This window comes from Priestia koreensis (genome assembly GCF_001274935.1).
Taxonomy (GTDB): Bacteria; Bacillota; Bacilli; order Bacillales; family Bacillaceae_H; genus Bacillus_AG; species Bacillus_AG koreensis.
Window position 1 is genome coordinate 74,364 of the sequence record NZ_LILC01000021.1, and the last position, 23,239, is coordinate 97,602.

Annotated in this window: 22 protein-coding genes and 2 other annotated features; of the genes, 1 reads left to right on the plus strand and 21 read right to left on the minus strand. The window is 41.0% G+C overall.

Features of this window, described 5'->3' with window-relative positions; all coding sequences use genetic code 11:
- Window positions 1-47: 47 nt before the first annotated feature.
- From aroA to AMD01_RS15860, 6 genes are all read right to left on the minus strand, one after another.
- Window positions 48-1,334, minus strand: coding sequence for a 3-phosphoshikimate 1-carboxyvinyltransferase (gene aroA / locus AMD01_RS15835; RefSeq protein ID WP_053402408.1), 1,287 nt, complete (start codon window positions 1,332-1,334; stop codon window positions 48-50).
- Between the two features lie 21 nt (window positions 1,335-1,355).
- Window positions 1,356-2,210 carry a prephenate dehydrogenase gene (locus tag AMD01_RS15840; RefSeq protein ID WP_053402409.1) on the minus strand — a complete coding sequence of 285 codons (855 nt, stop codon included), beginning with the start codon at window positions 2,208-2,210 and terminating at the stop codon, window positions 1,356-1,358.
- A gap of 17 nt (window positions 2,211-2,227) precedes the next feature.
- Window positions 2,228-3,394, minus strand: coding sequence for a chorismate synthase (gene aroC, locus AMD01_RS15845; protein ID WP_053402410.1), 1,167 nt, complete (start codon window positions 3,392-3,394; stop codon window positions 2,228-2,230).
- A gap of 92 nt (window positions 3,395-3,486) precedes the next feature.
- Window positions 3,487-4,560: a bifunctional 3-deoxy-7-phosphoheptulonate synthase/chorismate mutase gene (locus tag AMD01_RS15850; RefSeq protein ID WP_053402411.1), complete on the minus strand. Its 1,074-nt coding sequence runs from the start codon at window positions 4,558-4,560 to the stop codon at window positions 3,487-3,489.
- A 124-nt stretch (window positions 4,561-4,684) separates the two neighbouring features.
- Window positions 4,685-4,901: a binding site (T-box leader), on the minus strand.
- Between the two features lie 37 nt (window positions 4,902-4,938).
- Window positions 4,939-5,168: a binding site (T-box leader), on the minus strand.
- A gap of 310 nt (window positions 5,169-5,478) precedes the next feature.
- Window positions 5,479-7,089, minus strand: coding sequence for a gamma-glutamyltransferase family protein (locus AMD01_RS15855; RefSeq protein ID WP_053402412.1), 1,611 nt, complete (start codon window positions 7,087-7,089; stop codon window positions 5,479-5,481).
- A 273-nt stretch (window positions 7,090-7,362) separates the two neighbouring features.
- Entirely contained in the window at window positions 7,363-7,671 is a 309-nt protein-coding gene (locus AMD01_RS15860) for an MTH1187 family thiamine-binding protein (RefSeq protein WP_053402413.1), read from the minus strand.
- A 190-nt stretch (window positions 7,672-7,861) separates the two neighbouring features.
- Here AMD01_RS15860 and AMD01_RS24235 point away from each other — a divergent pair, with 190 nt between their 5' ends.
- Window positions 7,862-8,011, plus strand: a complete 150-nt coding sequence (locus tag AMD01_RS24235) for a hypothetical protein (RefSeq protein ID WP_157052765.1) — start codon at window positions 7,862-7,864, stop codon at window positions 8,009-8,011.
- Here the strand turns inward: AMD01_RS24235 and AMD01_RS15865 are convergent.
- The 15 genes from AMD01_RS15865 to AMD01_RS15935 form a co-directional block, all read right to left on the minus strand.
- On the minus strand, window positions 8,005-9,171 hold the full coding sequence (locus AMD01_RS15865) for a C40 family peptidase (protein ID WP_053402414.1): 1,167 nt from the start codon (window positions 9,169-9,171) through the stop codon (window positions 8,005-8,007). The two genes, AMD01_RS24235 and AMD01_RS15865, sit on opposite strands and share 7 nt — an antisense overlap.
- Before the next feature lie 372 nt (window positions 9,172-9,543).
- Window positions 9,544-10,473, minus strand: a complete 930-nt coding sequence (locus AMD01_RS15870; RefSeq protein WP_053402415.1) for an ABC transporter permease subunit — start codon at window positions 10,471-10,473, stop codon at window positions 9,544-9,546.
- Window positions 10,466-11,332: an ABC transporter permease subunit gene (locus tag AMD01_RS15875; protein ID WP_053402416.1), complete on the minus strand. Its 867-nt coding sequence runs from the start codon at window positions 11,330-11,332 to the stop codon at window positions 10,466-10,468. Before AMD01_RS15875 ends, AMD01_RS15870 begins: the two co-directional genes overlap by 8 nt.
- Window positions 11,333-11,350: 18 nt before the next feature.
- A complete protein-coding gene (locus AMD01_RS15880; protein WP_053402417.1) occupies window positions 11,351-11,713 on the minus strand; it encodes a cupin domain-containing protein in 363 nt (120 codons plus the stop codon).
- A gap of 114 nt (window positions 11,714-11,827) precedes the next feature.
- The gene (locus AMD01_RS15885; protein WP_053402418.1) at window positions 11,828-12,973 is read right to left on the minus strand and encodes a site-2 protease family protein; all 1,146 of its coding nucleotides are present in this window, start codon (window positions 12,971-12,973) and stop codon (window positions 11,828-11,830) included.
- Window positions 12,974-13,243: 270 nt separating this feature from the next.
- Entirely contained in the window at window positions 13,244-14,338 is a 1,095-nt protein-coding gene (locus AMD01_RS15890; protein ID WP_053402466.1) for a toxic anion resistance protein, read from the minus strand.
- Window positions 14,339-14,358: 20 nt separating this feature from the next.
- Window positions 14,359-15,957, minus strand: coding sequence for a YceG family protein (locus AMD01_RS15895; protein WP_053402419.1), 1,599 nt, complete (start codon window positions 15,955-15,957; stop codon window positions 14,359-14,361).
- Window positions 15,958-16,267: 310 nt separating this feature from the next.
- Window positions 16,268-16,987, minus strand: a complete 720-nt coding sequence (locus tag AMD01_RS15900) for a TerC family protein (RefSeq protein ID WP_053402420.1) — start codon at window positions 16,985-16,987, stop codon at window positions 16,268-16,270.
- Window positions 16,988-17,019: 32 nt separating this feature from the next.
- The gene (locus tag AMD01_RS15905) at window positions 17,020-17,598 is read right to left on the minus strand and encodes a TerD family protein (protein ID WP_053402421.1); all 579 of its coding nucleotides are present in this window, start codon (window positions 17,596-17,598) and stop codon (window positions 17,020-17,022) included.
- Between the two features lie 77 nt (window positions 17,599-17,675).
- Window positions 17,676-18,251 (minus strand): TerD family protein, encoded by a 576-nt coding sequence (locus tag AMD01_RS15910; protein ID WP_053402422.1) that lies wholly within the window; start codon window positions 18,249-18,251, stop codon window positions 17,676-17,678.
- A 46-nt stretch (window positions 18,252-18,297) separates the two neighbouring features.
- Window positions 18,298-18,891, minus strand: coding sequence for a TerD family protein (locus tag AMD01_RS15915; RefSeq protein WP_053402423.1), 594 nt, complete (start codon window positions 18,889-18,891; stop codon window positions 18,298-18,300).
- A gap of 230 nt (window positions 18,892-19,121) precedes the next feature.
- Window positions 19,122-19,568, minus strand: a complete 447-nt coding sequence (locus AMD01_RS15920) for a GNAT family N-acetyltransferase (protein WP_053402424.1) — start codon at window positions 19,566-19,568, stop codon at window positions 19,122-19,124.
- A 107-nt stretch (window positions 19,569-19,675) separates the two neighbouring features.
- Complete coding sequence (locus AMD01_RS15925) at window positions 19,676-21,136, minus strand: CAP-associated domain-containing protein (RefSeq protein WP_053402425.1); 1,461 nt, start codon at window positions 21,134-21,136, stop codon at window positions 19,676-19,678.
- A 183-nt stretch (window positions 21,137-21,319) separates the two neighbouring features.
- Window positions 21,320-21,856: a tetratricopeptide repeat protein gene (locus AMD01_RS15930; RefSeq protein ID WP_342666999.1), complete on the minus strand. Its 537-nt coding sequence runs from the start codon at window positions 21,854-21,856 to the stop codon at window positions 21,320-21,322.
- A gap of 32 nt (window positions 21,857-21,888) precedes the next feature.
- Window positions 21,889-23,226 carry a sodium-dependent transporter gene (locus AMD01_RS15935; RefSeq protein ID WP_053402426.1) on the minus strand — a complete coding sequence of 446 codons (1,338 nt, stop codon included), beginning with the start codon at window positions 23,224-23,226 and terminating at the stop codon, window positions 21,889-21,891.
- Between the last annotated feature and the right edge of the window lie 13 nt (window positions 23,227-23,239).

Sequence of the window (23,239 nt, forward strand, 5' to 3'; positions counted from 1 at the left end):
TCTTATTTTAACTAAAAAAAGAACGCAGCAGGACTGCGTCTTTTTCATTATCGCTGTAGCGATGCCAGATGCTCATAAAAGTTTGGATATGAAACGGTAACCGCTTCTCCGTTTTCAATCTCCACGTCACCTTCTGCAAGGCAAGAAGCAACGGCTAACATCATCCCAATGCGGTGGTCACCATGACTGCTTACTTTTCCACCTGTTAAAGTAGATTTTCCGCGAATAATCATGCCGTCTTCTGTTGCTTCAATTTTCACACCAAGTGCTGTTAGCTCATTTACGACCGTATCAATACGGTTCGTTTCTTTTACTTTTAGTTCTGCTGCATCTTTAATAACCGTATCTCCTTCTGCTTGTGTTGCAGCTAGGGCAATAATCGGGATCTCATCAATTAAGCGCGGAATCAAGTCGCCGCTTACTTCCGTTCCTTTTAACTGTGATGCTTCAATAATAATATCCGCATACGGCTCGACTGCATCTTCGTTCACATTAGCAAACGTAATCGATGCACCCATATTTTGCAACACATCAATGATCCCTGTGCGCGTTGGATTCATTCCTACTTTTTTCAATTCAATACGGCTTCCTGGAACAATCGCACCTGCCACTAGGAAGAACGCTGCAGACGAAATGTCACCAGGCACTTCAATATGAGTCCCTTTTAGCGTTTGGCCACCTTCTAACGATGCCGTCAGTCCATCTACTTTCACTTCGATACCAAAAGCTTGAAGCATGCGTTCTGTATGATCACGAGATTTTTCTGGTTCTGTTACGCTTGTCGTTCCTTCCGCTTGTAGACCAGCAAGTAAAATAGATGACTTTACCTGCGCACTAGCTACCGGAGATTGATAGTGAATCCCCTTTGTTTGTCCGCCGCGAATAGAAAGCGGTGTAAAGTTTCCTTCTTCACGCCCATCAATTTTCGCCCCCATTGATTGCAGAGGCTTTGTTACGCGCTGCATCGGACGTTTTGCAATCGAGCTATCCCCAATTAATGTGCTATGAAACGGCGTGTTCGCAAGAATTCCTAAAATGAGACGCATCGTCGTCCCTGAATTTCCTACGTCCAACACATTTCGCGCTTCTTTTAAACCATCTAGACCTTTTCCTTCTACTTCAACTTGATCACCGTTTTGCGTAATCGTAACGCCTAGCTCACGAAAACAAGCAATGGTGCTGAGGCAATCGTCACCAGGAAGAAAACCGGTCACCGTTGTTTTTCCTCTCGCAATGGCACCGAACATAACAGAGCGATGAGAGATCGATTTGTCTCCTGGAACTTGAATCACTCCATTTAAGCTTGATGTTGCTTTTGATAACACTTTTGTCATAAAAATCCACTCCTTTCAATGTTAAATGCAAATCGAATCACGGAACGTTTTTGCATCTGAAAAATAAGTATACAGCTCCTGCTGATCAGATTTTTCAAGCAGCTGTTTGACCTGCTGCATTTCCTTCATCCAGTCCTCTAAAAGATCTAATAGCGTTTCTCGATTTTGGCGGGAGATATCACGCCACATCACAGGACTGCTTGAGGCAATTCGTGTGATATCGCGAAATCCTCCTGCCGCCATTTGGCGAACAAGATTATTTTTGTTTGCGTGTTCTTCTACTTGCCGAACAAGGCTTGCTGCGATCATATGAGGGAGATGACTGATAACCCCTGTAACTTGGTCGTGCTCTTTCGCGTCCATTGTAATAAAATTTGCTTCTGTGTCACTCAACCACTTTGTTAGCATTTCTAATTGCGCTACGGTCGTTTCAGCAGAAGGCGTTAACACATAGCGAGCGCCTCTGAACAAATCTGCCCTCGCATGAACAGCACCGCTTTCGTGTGATCCAGCCATCGGGTGACCTCCGATGAATGTTTTTCCCGACTCATTTAGTCGCTCTGCTGCTTTCATAATGGACCATTTTGTACTGCCAACGTCTGTGATGATTGCCTGATCCTTCAAGTCCCACTCAGCAAGCTTTTCCATAAATTGAATCGTTTGCTCAACGGGCGTTCCTAGTATAATAAGGTCTGCCCGTTCAGCCTCTATTTGCACGTCTAATACCATTTCGTCAATAATACCCTTACTTTTTGCCATCTCTAAGTTAGATGTATGTATATCATAACCAGCGATAACAATGTCTTGCTGTTTTTTCATACTTAATGCAACTGAACCACCAATTAATCCGACTCCAACTAGCAATACTTTTGTCATCGCTGATCCTCTCTTACTTAAAATTTTCGTGCGTATTCTTCGTGACGCTCAATATTTTCACGAATTAAATCCATTCGATCATGACCAAATTGATCAATAATCACATTCGCTAATTCCCATGCGATCACTGCTTCTGCAATCACACTTGCCGCTGGTACCGCACAGCTATCAGAGCGCTCAATGCTCGCTTGGAACGGTTCTTTTGTTTCAATATCAATGCTTTGTAACGGTTTGTAAAGCGTTGGGATTGGCTTCATTACGCCTCTTACAACGATCGGCATACCTGTTGTCATGCCGCCTTCTAAACCACCCGCATTGTTTGTTTTACGCGTATAGCCTTCTTCTTCACTCCAAAGGATTTCATCGTGAACTTGGCTTCCTGGCTTACGTGCTGCTTCGAAACCAACGCCGATTTCGACACCTTTGAATGCGTTGATGCTCATAATTGCCGATGCTAATTTCCCGTCTAACTTACGATCATAGTGAACGTGACTACCAAGACCTGTTGGGACACCTTCAACGACTACTTCCACAATGCCACCGATGCTATCGCCGTTTTCCTTCGCATCATCAATCGCCTTCATCATTTGTTGAGCCGCTTCCTCATCTAAACAACGAACAGGTGACGCTTCTGTGAGTTCTTGAAGCTGTTGAATGGAGTCATAAGACGTATTCTCTGCTTTCACACCGCCGATTTCTAATACGTGACCTGCGACTTCAATACCAAGCGACTTTAAAAGTTTTTTTGCCACTGCCCCTGCTGCCACACGAACCGTTGTCTCACGTGCTGATGAGCGCTCTAGTACGTTACGCATATCACGATGACCGTACTTAATCGCCCCGTTTAAATCCGCATGCCCTGGACGAGGCTTTGAAATTTGACGCTTTACTTCCTCTTGGTTATCAACAGGATCTGCACCCATAATGTTTCTCCAGTGCGTAAAATCTTTGTTTTCTACGACAAGGGCGATTGGAGACCCAAGCGTTACTCCGTGACGAACGCCGCTTGTAATATTCGCACGATCCGTTTCAATTTGCATACGGCGACCGCGACCATGACCTTTTTGACGACGCGCTAACTCTGTATTGATATCTTCTGCTAATAGTTCAAGTCCTGCAGGTACGCCCTCTAAAATCGTTGTAAGCTGTGGACCATGTGATTCTCCGGCTGTTAAATATCTCATTATTCTGTCTCCCTTCTAACTAAAGAGAACTCCTCCCTCGTATGCGGGACGAGTTCTCCTGTGTAACAAATCCGACTTTCTACCTTATTATATTAGAACTTTGCTGCTACGCTTTTTAATTCTTCCATGAATGCGTTGAATTGTGGAATATCCATTTGTTGAGCAGAATCTGATAATGCTACTGCTGGGTCTGGATGTACTTCCGCCATTACTGCATCTGCGCCAATTGCAATCGCTGCTTTTGCACATGGTAATAATAAGTCTCTACGACCTGTTGAATGCGTTACGTCCACAACAACTGGTAAGTGAGTTTCTTTCTTTAAGATCGGTACAGCTGAGATATCTAATGTGTTACGTGTTGCACGCTCGTATGTGCGGATTCCGCGCTCACATAAAATAATGTTTCCATTTCCGCGAGACATGATGTATTCTGCTGCATTAATGAACTCGTCGATTGTTGCTGCTAAACCACGTTTTAATAGAATTGGTTTATCGATTGAACCAGCTGCTTTTAGTAATTCAAAGTTTTGCATGTTACGTGCACCAATTTGAATCACATCTAAGTATTCTGCCGCGATTTCAATGTCTTGTGGTGTGACGATTTCACTTACCACTGCAAGATCTAGCTCATCTGCTACACGACGTAGAATTTTTAGCCCTTCAATACCAAGCCCTTGGAAATCGTATGGAGATGTACGTGGCTTGAATGCTCCACCGCGCATTACTTTAATACCTTGCTCTTTAAGCGCTAAACCAACTTCGCGAACTTGCTCGTAGCTTTCTACTGCACATGGCCCCATTACGAATTTCACGTTTCCGTCACCAATTTTTTCGCCTTTAATGTCAACGATTGTGTCTTCTGGCTTTTTCTTACGAGATACTAAAAGTGCTTTACTGTGATCGTCTTCTTGTAACTCTAAGCTTGCTTTGAAGATTTCCTTGAAGATGTGTTGAATCGTTGATGATTCGAATGGACCATCGTGATGCTCTTGAATAAGATTTAATGATTGACGCTCACGAACTGGATCAAAGCGATTCACACCTTGTAAACTTTTGATTTTTCCGATTTCTTGTGCAACGCGACCGCGCTCGTTTAGTAATTTTAAAATTTCTAAGTTAATGTCATCTACCTGTGCACGTAAAGATTGTAATGTTGGGTTTGTCATAATAAATTCCTCCTGAAATTTGATTTAGTCTGTTTGCCATTCAGAGTTTCCCCTAAATGAAGATGGTTCATCACACTCCGGATACAATCAGAGAAACAAAAAAGTCCCTACTGATTGTATCATCAGTAGGGACGAATAAATTCGCGGTACCACCCTAGTTGCAAGCATTGCTGCTTACCTCTTCATTAAGATAACGGAAGTTCTCCGTCTTTTCGAAATAATCCGAAAAAGAAAGCTCCAAGAATGTAATTCATATGCTCTTTGTGCTGATTCTCACCAACCATCAGCTCTCTGGAAAACAGGGAGAGTCATATTACTAATGCCCTTTTCATCGCTTTTTACTGTATTTAGTTATAAAAAAAATCCCTACTGTCAAACAGTAGGGACGAGAGAGATCGCGGTACCACCCTAGTTGTGAACAAAAACGTTCACCACTTCATTGAAATAACGGTTCATCACCGTCTTTCCCTAGATAAGACAAACGCCTTATGTCGAAAAAGAAGCTCCAGGATCGTAATTCACATTTATTTTTGTACTGACTCACAGCGACCGTCAGCTCTCTTTAACAGGGAAATAAATGCTACTGCAATTCCTCTCTTCGCAAAATCTATATGTAAGATTGGTTGTGTTTGTTGATGTGATGTTGTTTTGTATTATGAACCTTATTTTCACATTCGTCAATAGGTTTTTGCATATTTTTTTAAAACTTTTTCTATTCGCTTGCTCATTCTTTAACATTATTGAATCAAAAACGTTTTTAGTACCTCATTGCTTCCCTCACTGCATCAGCAGTTTCTAAAAGCCATTCTACTACAGCTACACAGCCACTTTCTGCCCTTTATTCTTGTACGGGTAAGCAAATAAACTGCCTTTTCGCTGCTACCCACGCGCGTGAGTAGCAGCCAATCCAAAATTATATTACCATAGTGCAATATGACCATCTGTACGTGCTTCGGTTCCCCCAAAGAGCACTCCTGTTTCCTGATCACGACAAATAATCTGTCCACGACCAAAGCTCGTTCTGCTCGGTGCTAATGATACGTCGTGACCCCTTCTTGTAAGCTCATTCAAAATATGTGGTGCGACTTCTTGTTCAAACGATACTTTTTTATCTTTGATCCACTGCCAGCGCGGAGCATCGAGTGCAGACTGTGGGTTCATTGCGAAGTCAACCATGTTCATCACAACTTGCAGATGGCCCTGTGGTTGCATAAACCCTCCCATTACCCCAAATGGCCCGACAGCTTTGCCGCCGCGTGTTAAAAAGCCAGGAATGATTGTATGGAATGTCTTTTTACCAGGATCTAATCGGTTATGATGCGTTCGGTCTAAAGAGAAATTGTGACCGCGATTTTGCAGAGCGATCCCTGTTCCTGGAACAACAAGACCTGAACCAAACCCCATGTAGTTACTTTGAATGAATGACACCATATTCCCTTCACCATCCGCTGTGGCCAGATAAACCGTTCCGCTTTTCGCCGGCTCTCCCCATTCAGGCTGTCTCGCACGTTCCCCAATCAATGAACGTCTTGTGGCTGCGTACTCTTCTGAAAGCAAATCCTTAATCGCTACTTGCATATGATTACCATCTGTTATGTAGCGCATCCCATCAGCAAAAGCAAGCTTCATTGCTTCAATTTGTTGATGATATGTTTCCGCGACTTCTTTCCCAGCAAATTCTTGCTGATCAAGCATTTTTAATGCCAAAAGCGCAACAAGACCTTGTCCATTAGGTGGAATTTCCCACACTTCATGTCCTTTATAGGAGACAGAAATAGGATCCACCCACTCTGGATGATACGCAGCGAGATCTTCTTTTGTAATAAATCCACCGTATTTTTGTGAAAAATCATCAATCTGATCAGCTAATTCACCACGATAAAACGATTCCCCGTTCGTTTCCGCAATGGAAAGAAGCGTTCGCGCATGATCGAGTGAATGCCACATTTCTCCCGCTTTTGGAACCTTTCCATTTGGTGCAAACGTATCAAACCACGATTGAAACTCCTCACCTTTTAAGCGCTCCTGAAAGATCTCATACGCACGCTCCCATCCTGCTGCAAGCGTTGGTGAGAGTGGAAAGCCTTCTTGGGCATAGCGAATAGCGGGTTCAAGTACTTGTGAGAGCGTAAGACGCCCAAAGCGTTTTGACAGCTCTACCCACGCACTAGGTGCTCCTGGCACCGTTACCGGAATGAACCCGTGAGAAGGAATTTCTGAGTATCCTAGCTCTTCTATTGCCTCAATGGACATCGCCTTTGGAGCGGGACCGCTCGCATTTAGCCCGTATAGGGACTCGTTCATCCATACAATCGCAAAAGCATCTCCGCCAATTCCATTTGACGTTGGTTCTACTACCGTTAAACAAGCAGCTGTTGCAATGGCTGCATCTACTGCATTACCACCACGTTTTAAAATATCCAATCCCGCCTGTGCAGCAAGCGGTTGTGACGTGGCTACCATTCCATTACGTGCAATTGATGTCATTCGCTGTGAAGCATAAGGATATGTATAAAGGGTCTTTTCCATTCGTATTCCTTCTCTCTACGTTAAAATGTTGATCCATTCAATCGACTAAAACGACTTTTGCATCACGCTTCCTCACAATGAGCGAGAGAGGTCCATTTTACTTTTCTCTAAATAAGCGTGACCAATGATTAAAATCCCTCAAAAACAGCAGCTGCTTCTCCATTTATTTCCCTAGAAATATTTTTATAATTTTCAGACAATTTAAGATATAAATCGACAAATTGCGTTTTTTTAAAACAAAAGGTAGAGCAGGGAATACGTTCCCTACTCTTATTATCCTTCTATTTTACTTTGAACCGAAGCTAATTTCCCAGCCATTGTATGCTTTTTATCACGACGATCGTCGATACGTATATTTGTGCATACGCGCTGAATTCCCTTATCAAATGGAACTTCATGAAGCTCTTTTACAAGCTCTAATAGATCACTCAGTTCTCCTTCAATAAGCGTACTCATCGGTGTGAGCTGGTATGTAACGCGGTCTTTGTGGTTGTCCAGAATCTTATGAATATCTGCTACATAATGACTCATGCTCGGTGTTTCAGTCCCAAGCGGAATAATTGTCATATCAATAATAGCCATTTCAATCCCTCCAGTATAAGTGTCTTTCCTATCATACCATAGTTTAAAAAAGAGAATGAAATAGAACGATTAAAGATAAATGAATGACAGCGTTCAGCGAATTAGTAACTAGACTTTTTATTTCCCTAAAACGTAAGAATATTGTCCACTTGCTAACCCATTTTGGCAAAGTTTGAAAAAAATAGACACGGTGAATGAAAACCATGTCTATTTTTATTCGATTGTTGTCTCAGAAGTAACGGTTTGTATGGTAAAACACTCGATTGTTCAGCACTGCGAACGCACGGAAACTTACAACAGATCATTACTTGTGAAACAGCAACCTACTTCCGATCAATAGTAGCTTTTTGCTCCTAAATAACGAGACTGCCAGTAAGAAGTGTTCATATCTGTAATAGTTACACCGCGAGAAGACGATGCATTTAAGAATTGGCCGTTTCCAAGATAGATCCCTACGTGTGATGGACCTGGCTTGTATGTTTCAAAGAATACTAGATCCCCTACAGATGGAGAAGATACGCTTTGACCAGCGCTATAGATCGTTGCAGCTGTACGTGGTACGCTTACGCCTGCTTTAGCGAATACATAGTTGATGAACCCACTGCAGTCGAAGCCGCTTGGTGATGAACCGCCCCATACGTATGGAACTCCCATGTATTGCTTACCGATTGAAATGATTTGTGTTGCTTTATCTTGAGACGTAATGCCTTTCACTGATGACGTTGAGCTTACAGAAGAAGCTGAACCAAGTGCACGCATTGTTGCTGGACCTGCTACTCCGTCAACAGACAAGCCGTGTGCACGTTGTAACGCCATAACCGCATTCTTTGTTAAAGAACCGTAGTAACCAGTTGGGCTTACTTTTAGGTAACCTTTGCTCTTTAACTTTGATTGTAGTGACGTAACAGAAGAACCGCTCATTCCAAGTTTTAATGTTGCACTGCTTGACGTACTTGAGCTCACTGTGCTTGCAGATGCTCCGCCTCCGTTAAGCGCTTTTAACGTAGCCGAACCAACTACACCGTCTACCGACAAGTGGTTTGCACGTTGGAAGTTCATTACTGCATCACGAGTAATTGGGCCAAAGTATGTTGTTGTATTGGCTTTGAAATAGCCTTTGCTTTTTAGAAGTTGTTGTACTTGTTGTACAGCCGCTCCGCGTGAACCTTGTTTTAAAAGGCCTGTACTGCTTACTTTTGTAGAACTGCTTACAGTAGCGCCACTTAATAAAGCACGGTATGTATTTTTACCAGCAATTCCATCTGCTGAAAGATGGTTTGCACGTTGAAATTTCATTAAGGCATCTTTTGTAATACTTCCAAAATATGTGGTTGTTCCCGCTGAGAAGTAACCCTTATTTTTTAACGATTGTTGTAGTTGTTTTACATCTTGGCTTTTCATACCATATTTTAAAGTTGTATCTCCAAGAGCCGCGTGGCTGATCGTTGGTACAATTGTAAGTGTCGAACCTAATGCAATAGAATATATTAACTTCTTCATAGAAATTTATCCTCCAGTGTCATAATCTACTAATTCGCTGACGGTTTACATTGTAGCAATATTATATTACAAGAAAAACGCATTAACATTACAGTTTTGTTACAAGGAACGACAAAACCCTTCTGCTTCTAACGGTTCATTTTTTAATATTTTGTCATAAAAATGGTTATTTTTTCACTTTTATTTCCTTAATTTTCTCTTTAGATACAGTTTTTTCTATGCTTTTCGACTCTTATTATTGGAAAATAATATATTATTATTTACTTATATTTACATTATTTATTTTAAAAAATTAGATTATATTGAAAAATAAGACGTTAAAAATAATAAAAAATGCCTATCTAAGTTAGATAAGCATTTAAGAATAATATTTTAATACCATGGTGCTTTAAAATAGGTTTTCTGCGCTTTTACTTTAATGCCGTGCGCTAAGAGCGTAAACGATAAAATCATAAACAGCAAAAAAGCAAGCGGAACAAACATTAAATAGCTTTGTCCCCACATTAAGCTTGGTCGTGCTTGTCCAACTAGCCCTGCCCATTCCTTTGTGACGGACACAAACGTGTTAAATTCAGGATCGAATTTTGTTCCACCAATGAATAAGTTAAACAATGCAAGTTGCCCCATAAGCGAGAGCGTATGGACGATTTCAACAACAAGTAAGTACGGCATTTCCGATCGTAAGTGAGGAAACACTTCTTTGCGGATCATCGTCATTCTTGTTGCACCGCTTACGACTGCAGCTTCCATAAACGGACGCTTTTTAATTTCGATCGTCTTATGGCGAACCGTCGAGACGATACTTGGCACTCCCACTATTCCCGCTACCAACGCAAACAGTGCGCTTAATTGGAGAGGTGTAAAGGGTGATTCAATGGTGATGTTTACAAGCATAAAATAAACAATTAAAAAGCTTGGAATATATCCCCATGTCTCTTCAAATGCTTCCCACCATACTGGTTGTTTTTTTAGCATGCCAATGCCGATTCCAATAATGGTTCCGAGCAGAACCTTCATTAACGCAACGGAAACGCCAATTATAACGGTATACCGCATGCCATAAAGAAGCTCCGATAAGAGATCATAGCCCCAATAATCCGTTCCTAATATGTATTCCTTGCTTTCAAATGGAGGAAATGGTGGTGAAAAAAGCGTATATTTCCCGTCAATGACTTCACTATACACCCCTGAATTATAGGTTAAATCATGTGGGGCAACTTTAGGACCAATAATACCTCCTATTAGCATAAGGGATACGAAGAATACTCCAATATACAATGAATAATTTCTCGTTTTACCCACGAATGAACACCTTCTCAAATAAATATAAAAAGAGTTGAATAACATAATAATTTAGTACGGCAATGATCGTTAAAATCGACAAAGCAATCAGTACTTTCGGGAATTCATATCCAATAAAAATAAGCTTTGTCAGACCTGGAATAAGAAATAAATATTCCACGATAAACAAGCTTCCGACCGTTAATGAGATGACTTTCTTTAAGTCGGCCTGTAAGAAAGGCTTTAAATTTTTATATACGTGCTGTAGATCTATGTACTGCTTGGACAATCCTTTCGCCATCGCTGTACGAATATAATCCTCAGTTAGCAGCTCCTTGTACTTGTATGCGAGCATTTTAATTAAATACATCATTGGCGTCAGTGATAAAAAAATGAGCGGATAAAGTGGAAAGTCTAGTGATGCTTTTGGCGATAGCACCATTAAGAGAATACCCGTTTTTTTATACAATGCAATAGCAACATAAATTCCAAGCAACACGTAGACAAAATCAGGAATAATCGCTAGCAATGAAATAATGCCTCTCACCATTTTAGATAAAAAGGCCCGATGAAACACATAGCCACAAATCATGCTTACAACAAGGGCAATCATTAAGCTATAAAAAAGCATCAATCCCGAATTAATGGCAAGAGGGACGATATCCTGCCACAGCTGTCCTTTTGATAGCGGCATTCCCATCTCGGAATAAGCATTTGTATACGTTGTAAAGGACGAAAGTCGAAGTTCTCGTATGACATTCAACGCATTTTTAAACTGCGGAATAAGTGACGCTCTCTCTGGATCTTGCAACAACGGAAATCCAGCGATAATGGTAATTAGTAAAACACCAAAAATCACCTTCCATATGGTTTTTAACATATGTATTCTACACCCCTATTACGATTCGGAAACCAACTGCAAGAAATGTTCCGGCCTCATATTTTCTGCCTCTGTCACGATTACGACCATACTCGTCGTCGCTTTTGTTTCATGCCATTCTTCCTGTTTCCAAAACGCTGCTTGTCCTTTTTGAATGACAGTCCGATCTTCCTCTGTCGTGCGAACTACCCCTTCACCATGCACAACGATGAACAATTGATCAACTGTTGCCTGATGATACCCTACTACCTCACCCGGTTCAATATACATACATCCAATGTGAGTGATGCCTTCTGTTACCAATAGCTTTGTCATGAGGAAATTAGAGTCGTATTTATGAACGGTTCGACACACACCCTGATCAAATCGATAAATCTCCATTCTTCTCACTCCTTCCACACATATTTTTCCAGACAGACTAGTTCTATTATACTGATAGTTTAGAAAAAACACAAAATACTAAAAAAGAGAAGCTCATTAAAGCTTCTCTCAACGCTATCCTACTAAAAGTCGACTACTCTCTAGTATGTCGTGTCCCCACACGTAAAACCCTGTTAGGATTCCAACGAGTGCAAGATACGCTATTAACCATAGAATTTTCTCCTTTGTGGATGTTAAATAATAAGTCTGTAGCTTCGTTAAACGCTCTGTTACTTTTTCCTTTTCCTTATCTAGCCAATTAAACGGCGTGTCCTCTTCCCAATACGTTAACCCTAATGACCATTGACGCAAGAAATTTTTGGCCGTTGAATACGCACTAACTCGATACGCATATTCATCTCGTTGTAGCTTTTTCTTATCGTCTTTAAATGGAATATATCGTTTTTTCATCACATACAGCAGTTGATTGTAGTCAAACTCCTTTTGACCAAACTCTTCTGCTTTTTGAATCAAATGACGGCGCATGAGCTCTGAACGAATAGGCTCGTATAGTGAAAGATACGGACTTTTGTCATCTACTTCATGAAACACTTCTTCTACTTCATTTAGAACCGCAAGCTCTGTTTCAAGCTGTTTTTGTTCATATAGTTCCTTAATGCGCGCCCACCACGTGCTTAAACCGATAATAAAGATTAAAATCATAATGGCGCTTCCATCATAAATCATCCACGGAATAAGGACAATAAGCCCGATTAGCCAAATCTTTGTGGATAAAACCGTCACGATCCGACCGCCGTCTAGCGGTGAAACAGGAAATAAATTAAATAGATTTAAAAGTGCTCCAAACCCGATAATGAGTCCCCATAGCGGATCCTTCGTCCAAAAATATAACGGAATAGCAGGTAAAAATGACAGCAGTCCAAAGAGCGGACCAGCAAAGGCAATATACGCTTCATCCTTCGCATTTTTTGGCAACTCCTTCATCCCGATTACAGCACCCATAAACGGAATAAAGATCGCAGGTGACGTAGCAATTCCTTTTTTCCTTGCCGCAACTAAGTGGCCCATTTCATGCACAAACAACAAATATACGAGAGCAACGGCAAACTTCCACCCGAAAAACAGTCCGTACGCTCCTAGTGTAATGAGCATCGATATAAACGTTGATAGCTTGGTCAACTTTAAAACGACCACCAGCCATTTAAATTTACTGGCTAAAAACAGCAAAGCAGCTCCTATGCCGGCTGTTTTTTTCTTCATGTACCCCACTCCTTCTGCTTCCTCTATGCACGATTGTTGTCACCATCTACTTTTATAAGCACTTGCTCTAGCTGTTACCTTATATACGGAGGAATGAGTTAAAAGGTTTCATCTTGCCATATAAAAAAGCGCTGGATACACACCAGCGCTTCATTTCTTCTCTTTTTTTCGATCATGAATGGTTTTCGCGATTGTTATAATCAACAAAATGAAAATAACGCCCGCCCAGGCGATCGCCTGCAGCAAAAAATCCATCTCATGACCTCCTTATTATCGCTGATTTTGCTTCATCTGCTGAAACTTATTTTGAAGCTCTTCAAGGCGAACTTTTCCTTCTTCACGAAGACGTTTGTTTTCATCTTCAATCGCTTTCGTTTCTTGCATTCCTTTTACGATGATATCCCACGTTTGCTCCATCGTCTCAATTTTTATACTAGGACTGCCTGCGAGCTTCGCAATATCTACGCTTTGCTGAGAAATGTTTTGTGCGTTACGTAACAACATTTCATTCGTACGCTTGTCAAGTTCGCTCATCGATTTTGCGACCATGTTTTGACGTTTTGCCGCAATGGCATTAATTAATCCGGCTTTAAAAATTGGAATCGTCGTCACAAAGGCAGAGTTAATCTTTGCAATAAGCTTCGTATTCCCGCGCTGCAACATGCGAATTTGCGGCGCAGACTGATAAGCTACTTGTTTGGCAATCTCTAAGTCATATACGCGTTGCTCCATTAGCTCGATCGCATTACGTAGGGAATCAAGCTCCATTACAGCTAGCTGCTGTCCGCTTGCTGCACGCTCTTCAAGACCAGGAAGCTGTTTTTTCACTTCTTCAACCTTCATTTCTCCCGCCACAATATACTTCTCTAGCTGAATGTAATACTGAAAGTTTTGTTCATATAAATCTTCTAACGTCAGGGTTGATTTTTTCATTTCGTCTTCATACTTCTTAATTTCAATGTATACTTTATCAATTTCAGAACCCATTGTTTGATATTTGGCAAATAGCTTCTCAATGAGTTTTTGGCCACGGTTAAATAGCTTTGAAAAAAGACCTTTGTCCTCTACAAAATCTTTGCTATCAAACTTGTCCATGATTTTTCCTAGCTGTGTTAATAGAACGCTTGATTCTTCCATACTACTCGACTTAATGGAGTTTAAAATACGCCCTGAAAACGCAGAGATTTCATCCGCTGGCTCTTTCCCGTACTCTAGTAGCGCGATTTGGTTACGATGATCGATGCCATCCGCTAAGCGCTGAACGTCTGGTTCTTGACGCAGCTGTAGCTTAATTTCGTTTGGTTTTTGTTCAAGTAGCTCCTCTTGCTTATCCAATCCGAGCGTTTGTAGCTCATTTACATTCATTGACATATGTATGCTCCTTTTTAAAATATTTTTTTAATTACTCGTTTCAATAACGATGCTTCTTTAAACTCTTCGTTAAAGCTGACATCTTCTAACCAATGGTCATCATATAAATCTTCTGACACAAATTGCTCGATATCATTTTGTCCGGTCGGATTAAACAAGACAACATCTACGCCAAGCTCGTTCATTAGTAGAAGCTCAGCACTGTCTGAACGCGACAACTTGCCGTTTTTATCCGTATTAAACAAAATGAGGCGCGGAACAGATTGAGAATAATCAAACTGCTGCAGCATTCGCAATAACTGCGGTGATATTTCCATTGACTGCGTGAACAAATACAGCTGCAACTCATACATGTTTTCATGTGGCATTGGCTTTAACTTCGGCAGTTCACAGTAACGTGAAATCGCGCTTGCAATGTTTTTTTGTAAACCACTCGGCAGCTCTCGGTATCGCCACCAGTTTGCCGCCATCATTTTGTCAGGATTCAGTCTCCCTGTCTCATCAAGCGCATTTTGATAGTGAAAGTGATTATTCCCCTTCACTTCTTTTGTAAATGGAAACGCGCGAATAGTGGACGCTAGTTCATATTCAGTCAATTCATGAATCCGATCCCAGTAATGGCGCTTGTTCTTTGAAATTCCTGACACTTTCGAAAAAATAGTCGGAACATAGACCGTTTCATCAGCCACTTCGAAGTTTGGTCGGATGAACGCACGCTCACGCATCACGATGTACAGCTCATCATACGTCGTCTTTAACGTAATGGATCGAGAGAGATAGTCCCGGAACTGCCAAGACTTATACAGCATGGACTGATCTTGATGCAACAGCTCGTCAATTTCTTGTGACGCACGAAACGCGACCGTTCCTTTTCGGACTGGCTTTGTTTCCGGAAATGGCTTTAACGGGCTTGTTTTTGGATAACGGAACACCTTGCTAAAGACTTCAGCGTGATCCAATTGCTTCATAATGTCTGTTGCTTCTGGGTGAAACATTAACACATCATATCCAAGTAATAATAAGTAAAGTAAAAAATACTGCTCGCTTTTTGTCGCGTCCCCGTACCATGTAATCACAGGGCGAGTATTCTCTGCGAGCCATATAGAAATATGGTTAAACTGCCATTTCACCAAGTCCGTAAATACGCGTCGGAAATCAGCATCTAACAGCCCCTTTTCATGCTGACTTGCAAACAATTCTAATACGTTTCGAAATGATTGACGAATATGAACGGAATACGATTCGTCGCTTCCTTTCGGTAATAGACGCTCTCCTTCTAGAAAGGCAATGAACCGGTTAATGGAAAGACCTTTTTCTTCCGTATGAATCATGAGCATTTTTTGGATTGCTTGACGATGTTCGTTTGTAATAACCTTGTTAAGGTTCCCGCTCAGCACGATGCTGTTGGCCGTTTCATTTTTTAACGCGTATAGCATTTCCGCATATTCATCCTCATTGTGAGGAACTCCTAAAAACCGACCTGCTACTTGAGGGATTTTGTAGACATTTTCTCCTTCTTCATAGCCTTTTCGCGCCAGCGCTGCTGTTGATGCGAGATCGATCCAGTCCACGTTTTCTAATGGAATGGGTTGAAATTGAAACTGCTTGGACACTCTGCTTCAATCTCCTTTCTTCTAAAAATGTGCCACCTATTCTTATGTCTAATGGAAAACCCTCTAGATGATGGCCTCACTTCTTTCGATTTTCGTTGCCATTACTTGCATAGAGAAGAAAGGCTTTCAGTCCTTCTCTCTCCCTTTCATAGATACTTTTATCATACACCTGTTTACATCTTTTTCCCAATGAGATCTATAAAGGAGATAAAAAAAGGGAAAGCTCACAGAATGAACCTTCCCTCTTCTCACCACTTTTCATGGTACGATGACCTATACAAATTCCTTTGCAAGAAGCTTTGCTCGCCGATTACGCAGATTCTTTTAGTTTATTCTTTTGGCTATTTTTACGATTTGTAAGATATCCTGCAAGTAAAACTAGGGCTGTAATAATTCCCACGATAACGTAGCCAATTACACCATGAGGAAGTTTCACAAGGTCGTTCAAGCTTTCATCTTTAAGAATCATATCGCCTGCTGTCCATGCTAAGATCCCTGCTCCGATGTAACCGATCCACGCGAATTTCTCCATTGCCTTTACGATTGCTTTTGAACCGAAAATCATAATTGGAATACTGATTAAAACTCCGATTGCAATCATTAAGATGTTACCGTGAGCAGCTCCTGCTACCGCCACGACGTTATCAAGACTCATAACGGCATCAGCAATGATGATTGTCTGAATTGACTTCGCTAAGCTGTTACTAGACTTAATATCTGCTTCGCCTTCTTCTTCTACTAATACCTTGTACGCGATCCACACAAGTAAAAGACCACCGATAAGGTGAACGAACGGAATTTTTAATAAGTACACAATAATAGCTGCTAAACCAATTCGGAGCACAACAGCTCCAACCGTCCCCCAAAAGATCGCTTTATTTTGCTGATCTTTCGGCAAACTTCTTGTTGCCATCGCAATCACGACCGCATTATCCCCTGATAAAATAATATCAATAAGGATAATTTTGACTAGAGCAACTAATGCGCCTGACGACACAACAGCTCCAATGGTAAAGAATAAGTCATTCATCTTTTACTATCTCCTTTTTCTTTTCACAGGTTTTACACCTGTAGCCCATAGTTACGACACAGCGCAGCTAATCCACCTGAGAAGCCGCTACCAATCGCATTAAACTTCCATTCTCCATTATGCTTGTAAAGTTCGCATATGACAACCGCTGTTTCGATTGAAAAATCTTCTCCTAAGTCATAGCGCATAACTTCCTGGTCTGAATCCGCATCTACCACACGAACAAACGCATTTGAGACTTGACCAAAGTTCTGACGGCGAGCCTCAGCATCATGGATCGTAACCGTAATTCCCACCCGTTCAACGTGGGAAGGCATCGCGGCAAAATCGACGATTAGTTGCTCATCATCGCCTTCTCCTTCACCAGTGCGATTATCGCCTGTATGCTCAACTGCACCCGTAGGACTTTTTAAGTTGTTATAAAAAATAAACTCTTCATCGTTTTCTACTTTACCAGATGCATTAGCTAAAAACGCTGATGCATCTAAGTCGAAGTCGTGGCCCCCGCTATATTTATTTGTATCCCAGCCAAGTCCAATGACCACTTTTGTCAAACCAGGGTTTGTTTTTGTCAGGTCAACACGCTGACCTTTTGATAGTGTAATTGACATATTTATTCCCCCATTTTACATCTTTTTAAAAAAGAGAGGACGCCCTGCCCATTATCCTCCCTTTTTTATGCATTTACTTACGCTAATCCGAAATCTTTTACTAAAGCTCCTAGACCGCCCTGATAACCGCTTCCGATTGCGCTGAATTTCCATTCTTCATTGTGGCGATAAAGCTCACCTACTACGATCGCTGTTTCAATAGAGAAATCTTCCCCAAGGTCGTAACGAATAAGTTCTTCACCCGTTGATTCGTTTAGAATACGAACGTATGAGTTGCTTACTTGACCAAAGTTTTGATTGCGTTCTTCACCTTCATGGATCGTGATCGTAAAGGCAATTTTTTTAATGTTCACTGGTACATTTTTAAGGTTAACCGTTACTTGCTCATCATCACCTGATCCAGCGCCTGTGCGGTTATCTCCTGTATGAACAACTGCCCCATTTGCACCTGTTGTGTTGTTATAGAAAACAAAATCTGCTTCTGAAGCAGCTTGCCCATTTTCATTTAGCAAGAAAACAGAAGAATCTAGGTCAAAGTCGTTGCCACCGTCATACTTATTTACGTCCCACCCTAATCCTACAACAACGCTTGTTAGACCAGGATTTGTTTTTGTTAAATCAACCTTTTGTCCTTTTGATAGATTAATAGCCATCGTTAATCTCTCCTTCAATTAATTATAATGATTACCATACCTTCTATTAAGAGTATTTGCTAGCAACTTGAGAAATGGAGATGTCTTTTGTTCCCTCACCGACGGCGGAGAATTTCCACTCACCGCCATGGCGATAAAGTTCTCCCGCAAACAGTGTTGTTAGCCCCGAAAAATTGTCGGTAATGTTATAGTGAACAAGCTCATTGTTTGAAGACGCATCGACAATTCGAATAAACGCATTTTGAATCATGCCAAAATCTTGATGACGCTTGTCCGCATCGTAAATATTCACAACAAATACTAGTTTATGTACAATAGACGGCACTTTTTTTAAATCAACGAAGATTTGTTCATCGTCTCCGTCACCGTGTCCTGTTAAATTATCGCCAGAGTGACGAATACTTTGACAAGCGCTTTCTCTGTTTCCAAAATAAATAACTTTGCGCTGACTGCGAAGCTTTCCATCTTCATCTAGCATTAGCACAGAAGCGTCGCAATCAATGTTCGCTCCGCCTCCACCAAATCCAAGGAAACTTTTCTTCTTTACAGGATCCCAGCCTAGACCCACCAACAATTTAGACAGTCCCTGCTGACCTTTGGTTAAATCAATTTTTTGACCTTTTGTTAACGAAATTGCCATGTGTACTCCTCCTACTCTTTCATAAGGATAGCATAGTTTTCAGACATATTACCACCGATGGATAATACCTTAAACATTTTTTTCCTTTTTTGTTTTTAGTACCTCTGTATCTAGTTCTACGTTTTGATTCATCAAAAGGTTTCATTTTTCGCCACAATTTTGTCATTTTTCTAGAATTCAGTAATTATATTGAACAGAAGGAACCACTTTTAGTTAACTATGTACTTTCGCTAAAGAGTAAACATGGCAAACTGCTCTCCTCCAGGTCCTCGCTCTGTCTCAACAAACCCAACTTTTCTGTACATCTTCTTGGCACCAATATTGTCAGGATGGTAATCAATCATAATACATGGGATGTTGGTAGAATTCCATTTTTCAATATCTTCAATGACAAGTAGCATCGCCTTTTTTCCTAAGCCCTTACCTTGAAAACGTTGATCAATCATAAAGCGATAAATCCAATAATTTCCGTCTTCTTCATCAATTCCGTACATCGTAAAACCAATCATTTCCTCATCTCGATAAATGGCTTTTGTTTTGAAGTTTTCAAGAAACTGTACTTCTACCATCGAATATAGATTCGAGGCAATAAATGATTTCTGTTCTTCCTTTAGCGATAACCGGGCGACCTCTTTCCAGTTCCCTTTATTAACGCTCCGTAACACCACGTGAGCCATTTCCATCTCCTCTTTCGCTATTTTCTTGGGCTCATTTTAACATAAAATGGAATTAAACAAACAGATAATTCTCCTATAAAAAAAGCAGACCCCGCGGGGCCTGCTTTTTATGGAGTAAAATAATCTTCTGTGTAGTATGGCAGATTGTCTTTGTTTGAGACAACACCAACTCCAAGATACGTCCATTTTGGTTGTAAAATATTGGTGCGGTGGCTCATGGAGTTCATCAGCGCTTCGTGCGCATAAATGCTACTGAACTGACCCATTGCAATATTTTCACCTGCAATTGAATAGCGAATGCCATCCTTATGCATACGATCAAACGGTGATTCTACTTGCTTGTTGTAGTGATCAAAATAATTGTTTTTTGCCATATCCGCACTATGTCGCTTTGCTGTTCCTGCAACAGTCGAATTCCATTTTAAAATAGAGAATCCTTCTTTTTTGCGAGTCGCATTGGTTAAATCGAACAATTGGTAAGCGAAACCTTGTTGAACAGAAAGGCTTTTGGAACCATAATAACCGCTCTTGCTCATTTCAACTTCTTTTTTGACTAATTGTACCGCTGTTAGCGTATTGCTGCGGAATTTATCATAAAAGAACGTTACATACGTACCGTTTATTAGATACGTATCATACTGATCATCGGCGATCTCATAATTTGTTCCATTTTTTTGAACATACTTCAGAGGTGCACCTAGCACTTGACGAACCTGCGTTTTACGAGAACCAATTTTAATTCCCTTTGGTCCATTAAATACAGGCTGATTTGTGTACAGCGCTCCAACCTTTCCATTATGGTAGCTTACCATAAAGAAATTCTGATAGTTTTGATGATACGTATTCCACTGTGCACCGTATTCGTTTTGTGTGGCGCGAATAGGCGCACCAAATTTCCCTCTTACGGTAGAAGCGGAATCATCAATGTTAATTCCACGGATTGAATACGCTTTTGGTAGTTTCGGTGTTGTTTGCGCTACCTTCTTAATCGTGCTTGGCACAGAGCTTGTAGACAATCGGTAGATAAATGTTACGGCGTCTGCTCTTGAAAGCGTACTGTTTGGATTAAATGCTTCATATGTTTTAACCGTTTTACCATTTTTGATTGTACCTGCTGATAATTGATTCGTATAAAACCATTGAATAGCTTGATACTCTGAAAGATCTTTCCCTGTTACGGCGTCTGCTAAAATTCGCGCTGCGTTTCCACGTCGGAGTGGTTTAGCCTCTGTTTCGCTTTTTACTGGTAGCTGATAATGACTCGCTAACTTGTACTGAGCAAAAGGCTGACTCGTTGCTTCCAGATTTTTCGGATCCAAATATCGAAGGAGCATGGTTACATACTGACCTTCCGTTACTTGCGCAGTCGGTTTTAACTTTCCTTCTCCTTTAAACCCCTGGATGATGCCTTTTTCTACTCCCCAAGACATTGAATCTGCCCAGTAAGCAGTCTGACTATAATCAGAATAAGACGCTGCGCCGCTTTTAGCTGACACGTCTCCTTTATGATGCAGAGGAATATGTAAGCAAAGGAAAAGTGCTACAAGGAAACTTGTAAGTTTTTTCAATCGACTGTCACCTCCCTATCAATCTCACAAATTATTATAACAAACTATCGAACGAAACTTGACCAACGAGTATGCAATTTTCCATAATTGATTACAAAGACGTGTTTTCCCCATAAATTAGGATGTAATACTAGGAATAACTTCTATCGGCAACTAACTAAAATAAGAAAAAAGACCCATGACCTACTTCCACACTTCGTTTAGCTTATCGGAGTAAAATAAAATTGCTTTTTTATATGCTTGAATGCCTTCGTGATTAGATGTTTCCGCTACCGCGGTAAGCAAAAGCGTCATCGCGCCTTCATACTCGTGTTGGTTATACATTACCATTGAACAAAACACCGCTAATTCAGCAGCTTCAGGAAACTCTTTCATTCCTTGTTCAAGTGTTCGCCTCGCCTGATCGTATTCACCAATTGTTCGGTAGGTACTTCCAAGACCTAAAAAGGCTCCCTTTCTGTCTTCTCCGTCTAAACCGTTTTGAAGCGCCTTTTCATAATACGGGACTGCCTCTATTTCCAGACCAAGCGCGTCATGAACCCAAGCCGTTTGATACAGAACTTCTGGATTTTCTGGATACTCCTTTACAAGAGACAAAAGAAGATCTCTCGCATCCTGCGTTTCTCCCTGCTCCCTTTTTTTAATTGCTAGCAACAATTCCTTCACATCAAACACCCCTTTTTTTGTTATTTTATCAAACAAAAGGAAATGTTTCCTCAAAAAAGAACGACGCATCGAATGCGCCGTTCCTTTTAAATGATATTTAATACGTCTAAGAAGACAATGATAATTAAAATAGGCGCAATATAGCGAAGTGCTAACAGCCAGAGGGCAAACCAGCGCTTTACGTTTGAAGATCCATAGCTAAATTCTTGGATGAGCACCTCTTTTTTCATTTTTAACGGAACAAAAATGGAGATAAGCAATGCACCAAGCGGCATTAAAATGTTGCTAACTAAAAAGTCTTCGGCATCAAAAATAATTTTCCCCGCTATCTTCACGTCTCCTAATACCCCAAACGACAAAGCAGCAGGAATTCCAACTAGGAATATAATGAGCCCTGCACTCCAGGATATTTTTTTTCGCTTCGTTTGTTCGCCTTTTGCAAGAGCGGCAACGATTATTTCAAGCATCGAAAACGCGGATGTTAGCGTCGCGAATAAAAATAGGGCTAAAAATAATACTTGAAAGACTACGCCAAATGGAAGCTGTGAAAAGATTGAAGGCAACACAATGAATAGTAGTCCAGGTCCTGCTTCAGGCTTAAAGCCCATCGAAAACACGGCCGGAAAAATCGCGAGTCCAGCTAAAAGGGAAATGCTAATATTCATAATGGAAATGGAAACCGCTGATTTGGGTAAGTTTTGTTCTTTCGTTAAATAGGAACTGTAGGTGAGCATAACGGACACCCCTACACTTAACGAGAAAAACGACTGACCCATTGCATCCAGTATGCTTCTCGAAGTTAATTTCGAAAAGTCAGGCTTTAAGAAAAATGACACACCCTCCATCGCATGTGGAAGCGTAAGAGATCGAAAAATAATGGCGATAAATAGAACAAACAATCCCGGCATTAAATATTTATTGGCCGCTTCAATCCCGTTTTGAATCCCTCTTGATACGACTAAAATCGTAATCAGCATAAACAATAACTGTGATCCAACGGCCACGTATGGGTTCGCAATCGTTTTCTCAAAATGTGCGGCGTAGTCTGTCACATGAAATAGCTGACCTGTCATACTTGAAACTACGTATTGAATAATCCACCCACCAACAACGCTATAGAAAGAAAGTAAAATAAAACATGTGATGACACCTATGTATCCTGTAATGCTCCAACCACTGTTTGGGGCAACTGCCTGATAGGCACGAATGGCCTCCTTTTGCGTATGGCGACCTAACACGAATTCACCCATTAATAATGGAAGTCCAATAACGGCTGTAAATAAAATAAACAATAGAAAAAAAGCGCCGCCTCCGCTTGTTCCTGCTACATAAGGGAGCTTCCAAATAGCACCAATTCCAATTGCAGAACCTGCTGATGCGAGGATAAAACCAATCTTAGAGGCCCACTGAGCGTTCTGACTCATTGTATTCTCCTTT